The 9,896-nt window shown below is 44.2% G+C and carries 11 protein-coding genes; 2 read left to right on the top strand and 9 right to left on the bottom strand.

Going from position 1 to position 9,896, the window contains the following annotated elements; genetic code table 11:
- Window positions 1-842: phosphoribulokinase (locus tag ACTD55_RS16250; RefSeq protein ID WP_438865386.1), on the bottom strand; the 842-nt coding region annotated here is incomplete at its 3' end.
- A 307-nt stretch (window positions 843-1,149) separates the two neighbouring features.
- Here ACTD55_RS16250 and ACTD55_RS16245 point away from each other — a divergent pair.
- Window positions 1,150-1,668 carry a hypothetical protein gene (locus ACTD55_RS16245; protein WP_438865385.1) on the top strand — a complete coding sequence of 173 codons (519 nt, stop codon included), beginning with the start codon at window positions 1,150-1,152 and terminating at the stop codon, window positions 1,666-1,668.
- 36 nt (window positions 1,669-1,704) lie between these two features.
- Here the strand turns inward: ACTD55_RS16245 and ACTD55_RS16240 are convergent, their stop codons facing one another.
- The 8 genes from ACTD55_RS16240 to ACTD55_RS16205 form a co-directional block, all read right to left on the bottom strand.
- On the bottom strand, window positions 1,705-1,827 hold the full coding sequence (locus ACTD55_RS16240) for a hypothetical protein (protein WP_438865384.1): 123 nt from the start codon (window positions 1,825-1,827) through the stop codon (window positions 1,705-1,707).
- Window positions 1,828-1,969: 142 nt separating this feature from the next.
- Window positions 1,970-3,256, bottom strand: coding sequence for a phosphoribosylamine--glycine ligase (purD, locus tag ACTD55_RS16235; protein ID WP_438865383.1), 1,287 nt, complete (start codon window positions 3,254-3,256; stop codon window positions 1,970-1,972).
- Window positions 3,257-3,422: 166 nt separating this feature from the next.
- Complete coding sequence (purH, locus tag ACTD55_RS16230) at window positions 3,423-5,021, bottom strand: bifunctional phosphoribosylaminoimidazolecarboxamide formyltransferase/IMP cyclohydrolase (protein WP_438865382.1); 1,599 nt, start codon at window positions 5,019-5,021, stop codon at window positions 3,423-3,425.
- Between the two features lie 112 nt (window positions 5,022-5,133).
- A complete protein-coding gene (gene fis / locus ACTD55_RS16225) occupies window positions 5,134-5,427 on the bottom strand; it encodes a DNA-binding transcriptional regulator Fis (protein WP_438865381.1) in 294 nt (97 codons plus the stop codon).
- 52 nt (window positions 5,428-5,479) lie between these two features.
- Window positions 5,480-6,463, bottom strand: coding sequence for a tRNA dihydrouridine synthase DusB (dusB, locus tag ACTD55_RS16220; protein ID WP_438865380.1), 984 nt, complete (start codon window positions 6,461-6,463; stop codon window positions 5,480-5,482).
- A gap of 242 nt (window positions 6,464-6,705) precedes the next feature.
- Entirely contained in the window at window positions 6,706-7,584 is an 879-nt protein-coding gene (prmA, locus tag ACTD55_RS16215; protein WP_438865379.1) for a 50S ribosomal protein L11 methyltransferase, read from the bottom strand.
- A gap of 102 nt (window positions 7,585-7,686) precedes the next feature.
- On the bottom strand, window positions 7,687-8,469 hold the full coding sequence (locus ACTD55_RS16210) for a hypothetical protein (protein ID WP_438865378.1): 783 nt from the start codon (window positions 8,467-8,469) through the stop codon (window positions 7,687-7,689).
- Between the two features lie 109 nt (window positions 8,470-8,578).
- Window positions 8,579-9,439 carry an AraC family transcriptional regulator gene (locus ACTD55_RS16205; RefSeq protein ID WP_438865377.1) on the bottom strand — a complete coding sequence of 287 codons (861 nt, stop codon included), beginning with the start codon at window positions 9,437-9,439 and terminating at the stop codon, window positions 8,579-8,581.
- A 126-nt stretch (window positions 9,440-9,565) separates the two neighbouring features.
- Here ACTD55_RS16205 and ACTD55_RS16200 point away from each other — a divergent pair, with 126 nt between their 5' ends.
- Window positions 9,566-9,865, top strand: coding sequence for a SemiSWEET transporter (locus ACTD55_RS16200; protein WP_438865376.1), 300 nt, complete (start codon window positions 9,566-9,568; stop codon window positions 9,863-9,865).
- The last annotated feature ends 31 nt before the right edge of the window (window positions 9,866-9,896 follow it).

Raw genomic sequence — 9,896 nt, 5'->3', positions numbered from 1 at the left:
TCAATCAATGGAGTAAGTACTAACTCCATTGCCAAGCCAATTTTACCGCCCGGTACTACCAGTGTATTAATCCGAGACATAAATGCCCCGTCGATCATTTGCAGTAAATAGGGGTAATCCACATTGGTCATTTCCCGGCGAAAACGTACCACTACAAAGCTTTCATCATGAGATGGAATATCTCTGGCGCTAAATGGATTGGAGGTGTCTACGGTAGGAACGCGCTGAAAGTTAACGTGAGTTTTAGAGAATTGCGGGGTGATATATTGAAAGTAATCATCCATACCACGCACGATACTACTCATCACTGCTTCGCGAGAGTGACCTCGATCGGTAGTGTCTCGAACGATTTTTTGGATCCACTCCAGATTGACAATCGGCACCATGCCAACCAGTAAATCCACATGTTTAGCTACATTGGCTTCATCGGTAACAACACCACCGTGCAGTCCTTCATAAAACAGCAAGTCGGTTTTTTCTGGCAGTTGTTGCCAAGGGGTAAAGGTACCGGGCATTTGGTTGAAAGGTACCGCATCATCAAAGGAATGGAGGTAACGACGATATTGTCCATTGCCCGTTTCCCCATATTGAGCAAACAGCTTTTCCAACATCACAAAGTCATTGGCTTTAGGGCCAAAATAGCTGATGTGCTTGCCTTGCTCCTGAGATTTACGTATTTCAACGTCCATTTCAGGGCGGGTAAACCGATGAAAACTGTCACCTTCCACTTCGGCAGAGTTGACACCCAGATTACGGAAAATATGACGAATAGCGCTCGTGGTTGTGGTCGTACCGGCACCAGAAGAGCCTGTTATTGCAATAATAGGATGTTTAATCGACATAAGCTTCAATAATAAAGTTGAGCAAGTTCACCAGCATACCACCATTTTATTAAAAGTGTCCTACTGGCGATCTGTTGGTTAGGTAACCGGGCAGTAAAATTAGATCATTGTGCCATCGAGTGTCAAATACCAGCGGTTAAGACGCTTGAAAACGGTCGCCTTGCACTAAGCGGTGACTATGGGCATCGGCATATGACTGGTTAACGACAATGAATGTTAATTCGATTCACGCGCGAGAAAAGGTTTATTTGTGTTAGCTGGTTAAACTTTATACACTTTATTTTCAATTAATTCTCAAGGACTTGGAATGAATAACTTGGCTGCAATCAGTGTTATTAGAGCAGGTGGCTTTTATCGCTTTAGCTCTGTTATTGAATGGCTTTTCGAACATATTGAAATTTTTGTCATTCTTTTTATTGTCACCCTGTTTCATCTGATTTCCGCCCAACATCAATATCTGACCCAGACCATTGTCGAACATCCCCGCAAGAACGATTTTTTCTACGTGGATTATTTAGCAATCGATGAACATTCTGATTTTCGCTTTCGCTACATTCCCATGAAAGTGATTGCTGTTAATGATGATACTGTGCGCTTTAAAGTGGGAAATATTGCCCATTCAAATCCGGTTTCCCCACGCCAACATGCACAATTCGATTCCGCTATGCAGCGCAATTATTACCGTGCAGATCGTCTTGAACTGACTCGTTCCAAAATCCAGCAACTATTAGACTCCGGGTCTATTTATGCGGCACGACGCCCGGATAATATCTACATTGACGGTTGGATTGTGCTATCTCAAGGTGAACTTGCCAGTACCAAATAGCTGCCAGCGGAGCTGAATAGGCAAGATAAGCAGACCCTAAGATGATTTGGCAATATTGTGTATAAACAGATAGACGTAATAACCGCACAAACCAATCACGATGGTTAAACCTAATAATGAACCCCAGACCACGGGATCGTTAGTAATAAGTTGCCACATAATGTTTCTCCTAAAAATCCAATTTTGGCGGGTTTTATGGGAGGAACAAGTGGACGATTCAAGCGAAATTGATTTGGATCAAATTTAATCGCGTCATTTCCGCCCGCAACAGATAGCAGACGGAAATGAGCTGAAGGGGAGGTTATTTTTGTTCGCGTGCCATGGCTCGCCAGGCAATATCATCCCGATAGAACATGCCATCCCAGCTAATTTGTTTAGTTAGTTGATAGGCATTTTGCTGGGCTTCGGTCACGGTATTACCTAATGCTGTAGCACACAGCACTCTTCCACCATTGGTCGCAACCAGACCATTTTGTAACTTGGTTCCAGCATGGAACACTTTAGCATCGGCAGATTCTTCTACTGCCAAGCCGCTTATGACATCACCTTTGTTGTAACTTCCAGGATAGCCACCTGCTGCTAATACCACTCCGACTGCCGCACGCGGGTCAAAGGCAATTTCAGTTTGATCGAGTTTTTCGTCGATGGCCGCTAAACAGAGTTCCACCAGGTCGGATTGCAAACGCAACATAATAGGCTGGGTTTCAGGATCACCAAATCGGCAATTGTATTCAATTACCTTCGGGGTGCCATCAGCCATGATCATTAAGCCTGCATATAGAAAACCTGTGTAAGGGTGACCTTCTGCAGCCATGCCTTCTACGGTAGGATAAATAACCTCTTGTAAGGCGCGCTGATGGATTTCATCTGTCACAACAGGGGCTGGGGAGTAAGCGCCCATGCCGCCGGTGTTAGGTCCGGTATCGCCATTACCCACTCGTTTATGGTCTTGACTAGTGGCAAATGGCAGTACATTTTTACCATCCACCATGACAATAAAGCTGGCTTCCTCACCGTCCAGGAATTCTTCAATGACGACACGGCTACCGGCTTCACCAAACGCATTGCCGGCTAACATATCGCGAATGGCCTCTTCGGCTTCACTTAGGGTCATGGCTACAATCACGCCTTTACCGGCGGCTAAACCATCAGCCTTAATGACTATTGGAGCGCCTTTTTCACGCACATAGGCAATGGCTGGATCGATTTCGACGAAGTTTTGATATTCAGCCGTGGGGATCTTATGACGGGCCAGAAAATCTTTAGTAAATGCTTTAGAGCCTTCCAGTTGTGCGGCACTTTGGGTTGGACCAAAAATCTTTAAGTTCGCTGCCTGAAAAGCATCGACGACACCTAAAACCAGCGGTACTTCAGGGCCAACTATTGTTAAGCCGATCTGTTGTTGCTGGGCAAAGGCGACTAAACCGGCAATATCTTCTACCTGGAGATCGACATTTTGCAATTTAGGCTCTAATTCCGTACCGGCATTACCCGGTGCGATAAAAACCTGCTCCACTAACGGAGATTGAGCGGCTTTCCAGCCTAACGCATGTTCACGACCACCCGCGCCGATGATTAGAATGTTCATTTTGCTAACCTTTATATTTTTAATATTGACGGACTAACGCCCGACCTACAGAAATCTAAAAAACGTTTATTTAATTCAACAATGTGAATTGTGCTGCAAGGTCGAGGCGGCAGCGCGGAATTGATAAGTATCAATAAGCCCTGCCAACTCGATCTGAAATTAAAAATTAGTGGCGGAAATGACGCATACCGGTAAACACCATCGCGATACCATGCTCATCCGCTGCATCAATGACTTCCTGATCACGCATTGAACCACCAGGCTGAATAACTGCCGAAATCCCGGCTGCTGCTGCGGCATCGATACCATCACGGAACGGAAAGAAGGCATCAGATGCCATCACCGAACCGGCGACTTCAAGGTTTTCATCGGCCGCTTTTATGCCGGCAATTTTGGCTGAATAAACACGGCTCATTTGACCTGCTCCGACACCGATAGTCATGCTGTCTTTGCAATAAACAATAGCGTTAGACTTGACGTATTTAGCCACTTTCCAAGTGAATAGTAAGTCTTTCAACTGCTGTTCGGTAGGCTGTACCTTAGTGACGACTTTAAGGTCATCCAATTCAACCATGCCAAAGTCACGTTCTTGAACTAACAGTCCGCCGTTAACCCGTTTAATATCGAATTCGTCAGTTAATTGCCCTTGCCAGTCGCCACAGGCCAGAACCCGAACATTTTGTTTGGCAGATAACACCTCAGCTGCATCACTTGCAATTGATGGGGCAATAATAACCTCAACGAATTGGCGATCAATTATCGCTTGTGCGGTCGCTGCATCCAATTCACGGTTAAAGGCGATAATGCCGCCAAAAGCGGATGTAGGATCGGTTTGATAAGCCCGGTTATAGGCGCTAAGAATATCATCGCCCAACGCCACACCACAGGGATTAGCGTGCTTAACGATGACACAGGCCGGTTCGGCAAACTCTTTCACACATTCCAGTGCCGCATCGGTATCAGCGATATTGTTATAGGATAATTCTTTACCCTGTAACTGTTCAGCCGTCGCCACAGAGGCTTCCTGAATCGCATTTTCAACGTAAAAAGCAGCGGACTGATGGCTGTTTTCACCATAGCGTAAATCCTGCTTTTTGCTGAACTGCATATTGTAAGTACGTGGGAATTGGCTGTGTTCATGTCCGCAATCGTCTTCGCAGTCAACTGAATCGATCATGGCACCGAAATAGTTGGCGATCATTCCGTCATACTGAGCGGTGTGTTCAAAAGCAGCAATGGCTAAATCAAAACGAGTGGCATCAGCGACGACACCATTGTTGTTATTCATTTCTTCCAATACACGACCATAGTCTTTGGCATTAACAATAATGGTCACATCTTTATGGTTTTTAGCTGCCGCACGCACCATTGTCGGGCCACCAATATCGATATTTTCAATGGCGTCTTCTAATGTGCAGTCATCATTGGCGACAGTGGCGGCAAAAGGATAAAGATTGACGACTACCATATCGATAGGATTAATCTGGTTATCGGCCATGACTTGCTCATCCTGATCACGACGAGCCAAAATGCCACCATGAATTTTAGGATGTAATGTTTTGACTCGACCATCCATAATTTCAGGGTGACCGGTGTAGTCAGACACTTCAGTTACGTTAATGCCATTGTCAGCGAGTAGTTTTGCGGTACCACCCGTGGATAACAGTTCTACGTCCATCGCGGCTAAAGCTTGGGCGAATTCGACGATGCCAGTCTTATCAGAAACACTTAACAGTGCGCGACGAACAGGTGTTGCGTTTGCCATGTTGTGCAAATCCTTATCGGGAATATTATAAACAGTTAATCAGGACAGTTAGCTGCCCACAAAAGTAAAGAGCACCATCAGGTGCTCTTTAAAATGTTTTATACAAATAAGCTTAGCTCATTCCGTATTGTTTTAATTTCTTACGCAAGGTTCCGCGGTTGATACCCATCATGATCGAAGCGCGAGTCTGATTGCCACGAGTGTGGGTCATGACTTCTTCCAATAATGGCGCTTCAATTTCAGCCAATACCAACTCATATAAGTTTTCGATGTTGTTATTGTCTAATTGCTTTAAATATTTATTAACGGCTTGTTTGACAGACTCACGTAACGGCTTTTGTGCCTGAGTTTGAGACGGAGTAGTGATAATAGTAGTAAAAGGTGAACTTGTAGTTTGTTCAAACATATCGATCTTGCTCTTTGGTTAGTAAGTACATCAAAAGCCAATCCACGCTAAGTTAATTGGCTAACTTTTCAAAAAACTGCTGTAACGCTTCAATCTGCGCTTCAGCTTCTTCCAGTCCATTAAAGAACCTTTGATATTGGCGATTATCTTCCTGATCGGCCAAATACCAGCCCACATGCTTGCGAGCTATTCTGGGTCCCAGATGAGTGCCATAAAACTGATGCACATTTTGAATATGCTCCAGCAAAATATCCCTCACTTCGTCCTTGTCTGGGGCAGGTAAAAATTCACCTGTTTGCAGATAATGATTAATTTCGCGAAATATCCAGGGGCGACCCTGTGCTCCGCGACCAATCATTACTGCATCGGCACCGGTATATTCCAGTACCTGTTTGGCTTTTTCAGCCGTATTAATATCACCGTTGGCAACCACCGGAATATCAACCGACTGTTTTATCGCCTTGATCGTGCAGTACTCTGCCTCGCCTCGATACATACAGGCCTTAGTGCGACCATGCACCGCTAAAGACTGAATGCCATTACGTTGGGCGATTTGGGCAATTTCAACACCATTGCGATTTTCTGTATCCCAGCCGGTACGAATTTTTAACGTGACCGGGACGTCTACTGCGGCGACGACTGATTGAATGATTTCTTCAACCAAGGCCGGATATTGCAATAGCGCAGAACCCGCTAATTTCTTATTCACTTTCTTTGCCGGACAGCCCATATTGATATCCACAATCTGGGCACCATTTTTGACGTTATGCTTGGCTGCGTCGGCCATTAATTCCGGGTCGGCACCGGCTATTTGCACTGAACGAATACCTGACTCACCGTCGTGATTCATCCGTTGCCGAGATTTAGCCGAATTCCAAACCTTGGGATTAGAAGACAACATTTCTGATACCACTAATCCAGCGCCCAATCTCGAACACAATTGTCGAAAAGGCCTGTCGGTAATACCTGCCATGGGTGCCAGCAGAATATTATTGGACAGCTTATAGGGGCCAATTTGTAATGCCGGATAGCTCAAAAAACGCACAGCCTGTCAAAAAGGGGGGCAAGTTTACGGTTTTTTTTGAGTGTTGAAAAGGCTAGTTTTTAAACAATTACCATGTTTTTTTGCCTTTTTGCTATTGACAAAATAAAACCATTTTAAAATTAGTGCTCTGTGTACAAATATTTAGCCGCATTTTAAGGCAGCCTATATTTAAAAAGGTTCCCAGCCGAATATTTGATTAACAAAATATTAATATACTGCGGTAATTTATTAAGTTAGCGCTTACATCCTGACACTCTTGCCCATTCACCCTGGATGGCGATTGGTTGCATTTCATAATCATTGCTATACAACTGCTGGATGTCTTGCGCCTGATTATCCAGAATGCCCGACATCACCAAGTAGCCAGAGGTTTTGCAGGTAGCGCTGATGATACTTTTAAGCTCTTTTAAGGTGGCAGCGAGAATATTGGCTAGCACAATATCGCCTTGAATATTGGGGGCATCATCCGGTAAGTACAATTCAATTTTATTGCCTACACCATTGCGATCAGCATTGTCCTGACTGGCTAATAACGCCTGGGGATCTATATCGATACCAATGACTCGTTTGGCTCCGAGTTTGAGTGCGGCAATACCCAAAATGCCTGAGCCACAGCCAAAATCGATTACTGTTTTGTCAGTTAAATCGACACTATCCAACCATTGCAGACATAACGCGGTGGTTTCATGGGTGCCAGTGCCAAACGCTAATCCCGGGTCGAGCATAACATTAACGGCATCAGGATCCGGCACGTCACGCCAACTGGGACAAATCCATAACTTTTCACCAAATTGCATCGGGTGAAAATTTTCCATCCATTCCCTTTCCCAGTCCTTGTCTTCCAGTGGGTTCAAGCTATATTCGAAATCAGTGCCAAGAATTTTACTCTGAGACAAATTCCGGATTACCCGCTGCATGTCCTGTTTGGCTTCAAATAGACCCATTACCCAGGTTTCTGGCCACAACATGATTTCACCGGGCTTCGGTTCATATTGCGGGCTATCTTTGGCGTCTAAAAACGTGACGGCCATGGCCCCATTACCCGTTAGCATATCGCCTACTGATTCTGCCTGTTCGGGATTGGACATTATTTTAAGTTGTAACCAGGGCATAGGGGTCCTTGTAAAAATCAGGTGTTGAATGAAACCGCTATTCTAGCTGTTTTGGATTAAATTGGGTGAAAAATAGCGAGACAAAATTATCCGTTGGGCGGGTCAATCTTGCTGGTCGACGATTTTACGTAATCCTTCACGTATCTCGGGGTAATAGATAGTCAAACTGGCTACGTTAGATTGCAATTGTGAATAGCGCAAACGCAAGGCGCCGACAATCTGTTTATTAGACCTTAGTAGATCTGCCGCTGTTGATATTTGATCTGTAGGCAGATGTAGTTGGCAATCATAATCCAGCGAATCAACTATATGCTGATAGTCGAGTATCTCAACAAAGTGGTCACCGCATTGTTTGAGTAATCTTTCTTGCAATTGTATTGGTATCAACATTCTGAATGTTTGGCGATATGCCGAGTTTTCACCTGCACTGCGGATGGTTTCAAATAGTGAGAAGTTATAAATACGCATGGCAGTATCGCGCAGCAAGGGACTTTTGATTAAATCCAGTTTGCCGGTAGCGGTAAGTTCATCGTAGGTAGAGCGCATACGGGTATCCAAACTGTATTGAGTGGCTCGATAAGCGGCAATTAACAGGGTTTCATCGCTCATTTCAACTCGGCCTTCGAGAACCGCTACCGCCCGATTCGCGTTATCCAGCACATCACCGTAGTATTCAATTAAAAACTGATAATTCCAGGCTTCTTCAAGTAGATCATGGGTTAAACGTTGACTAAATACCTCAGATTGCTGTTCTTCAATGCGGGCTTCATTCCAGTTGGTGACTTGCAGACCAACAAAAACTCCTACAACCACAATCAAAAAGTCAATCAGGATAGCGATCCAGTTTTGTTGTTGCACTTGCTTAATAACGGAACGTAATAACATAGGGAGTGCGCTTAAACCGATTAAAAAAACAGCTTAGTACAAAAAAACGCCATAAAACAGCTGTTTAGCCGAGTTTAACCGCAGAGCCACAACGCTGTTTAGATCTATTTCAGGATAACTTACTGCTTTGTTGATTACGGTAACGACTTGGCGCGACACCCACCGATTTTTTGAATCGGTTTGAAAAATTGAATACGTCCTGATAGCCGACGGAATTGGCTATTTGTGCTAGTGACCAGTTAGTTTCTGTGAGTAGATGCCTGGCTCGTTCCATGCGCAAATGGATTAGGTGCTGTAACGGGCTTTGTTGGTAGGTTTTTTGGCATAGTCGATGTAAATGGGGCGCCGAGTAATGGATCTGGGCGGCCATTTCTTCAACTGTCCAAGGAAAGTGCAACTGCTGCTGAATATGTTGAAACAAGTTTTCCAGCCGTCGCGTTTGGGCTGGAGATTCATGCTGTATCAAGGTGTTTTTACCAATATTCAAATGCAAATACTGTTGGATCTGGGTAATAGAACCGGACTGCATTTCGGCACGGTTTTCGTAATACAGATGACACAATAAGTGGTAAATCGCCTGGGCACTTTCACAATATAACACGGACGCTTTTCTATGCCGTAAATGCTCCCAAAGTTGTCCGTCATCCAAACAAAACCAGGCGGTTTTCCACACATCGGCGTCCAGCTCAAATAGAAAGGGTTGTCCTACAGGAAGCAAAGTAAGGGTATTGGGTTCTATTTTCTGTTGTCCGGCGGGGCAGTGTAACTTTCCTTGTCCTTCAATGGTAAATAACAAGGTGTGGTAATCCGGTACACGTCTTCCCACTTGATAACGACCCCGCAAAGTGGAAATACCGGCAAAGCCAATTTCTAACGAGGCGAGTAAAGACACATTGTCTTGCACCAGAAATCGTTCATGACAATCCGGGCCTAATTCCAATATGTTTTCCCAGATTTTTGCTGATGCCATCAAATCACTCCAGTAACAGATTAATAACAATAATGATAGTTTATAACATGTAAATGCAAGGTTGGAACATAGAGGATAGTACTTTATATGGCTATAATTTGAGCATGTTTTTGGTTGTTGGGAATTATGATGGGCTTAATTGATTCTATAGGGTTTATTGCAGCGTTTTGCACAACGTTTTCTTTTGCACCACAAGTGTTGATGGTCATTAAAACTGGCGATACTTCGTCACTCTCTTTGACTATGTACATCGTATTTACAGTGGGTGTGTCACTATGGTTGGGGTACGGTATATTGCGTGGTGATGTCGCTGTGATTGCGGCTAATGCACTAACGTTAATATTGGCCTCAATTATTTTGTATAAGAAGATCCATAATGATTTTTTTGCTGTTCGACGGGATTTACCTGACGCTTTGCATAATTAATCGGAGATAGTTATCAACATTATTGTTTAAT

The sequence above is a fragment of the Neptunicella sp. genome (assembly GCF_048268085.1).
In the GTDB taxonomy this organism is placed as follows: Bacteria; Pseudomonadota; Gammaproteobacteria; order Enterobacterales; family Alteromonadaceae; genus Neptunicella.
This window is presented reverse-complemented; position numbering and strand designations above follow the sequence as displayed.

Bases quoted from the DNA above. Each gene is read 5' to 3' on its own strand.
- ACTD55_RS16210 (WP_438865378.1), bottom strand. From the start codon at position 8,469: ATGTTATTACGTTCCGTTATTAAGCAAGTGCAACAACAAAACTGGATC.
- fis (WP_438865381.1), bottom strand. From the start codon at position 5,427: ATGTTTGAACAAACTACAAGTTCACCTTTTACTACTATTATCACTACT.
- ACTD55_RS16245 (WP_438865385.1), top strand. From the start codon at position 1,150: ATGAATAACTTGGCTGCAATCAGTGTTATTAGAGCAGGTGGCTTTTAT.
- prmA (WP_438865379.1), bottom strand. From the start codon at position 7,584: ATGCCCTGGTTACAACTTAAAATAATGTCCAATCCCGAACAGGCAGAA.
- ACTD55_RS16205 (WP_438865377.1), bottom strand. From the start codon at position 9,439: ATGGCATCAGCAAAAATCTGGGAAAACATATTGGAATTAGGCCCGGAT.
- ACTD55_RS16240 (WP_438865384.1), bottom strand. From the start codon at position 1,827: ATGTGGCAACTTATTACTAACGATCCCGTGGTCTGGGGTTCATTATTA.
- purH (WP_438865382.1), bottom strand. From the start codon at position 5,021: ATGGCAAACGCAACACCTGTTCGTCGCGCACTGTTAAGTGTTTCTGAT.
- purD (WP_438865383.1), bottom strand. From the start codon at position 3,256: ATGAACATTCTAATCATCGGCGCGGGTGGTCGTGAACATGCGTTAGGC.
- ACTD55_RS16200 (WP_438865376.1), top strand. From the start codon at position 9,566: ATGATGGGCTTAATTGATTCTATAGGGTTTATTGCAGCGTTTTGCACA.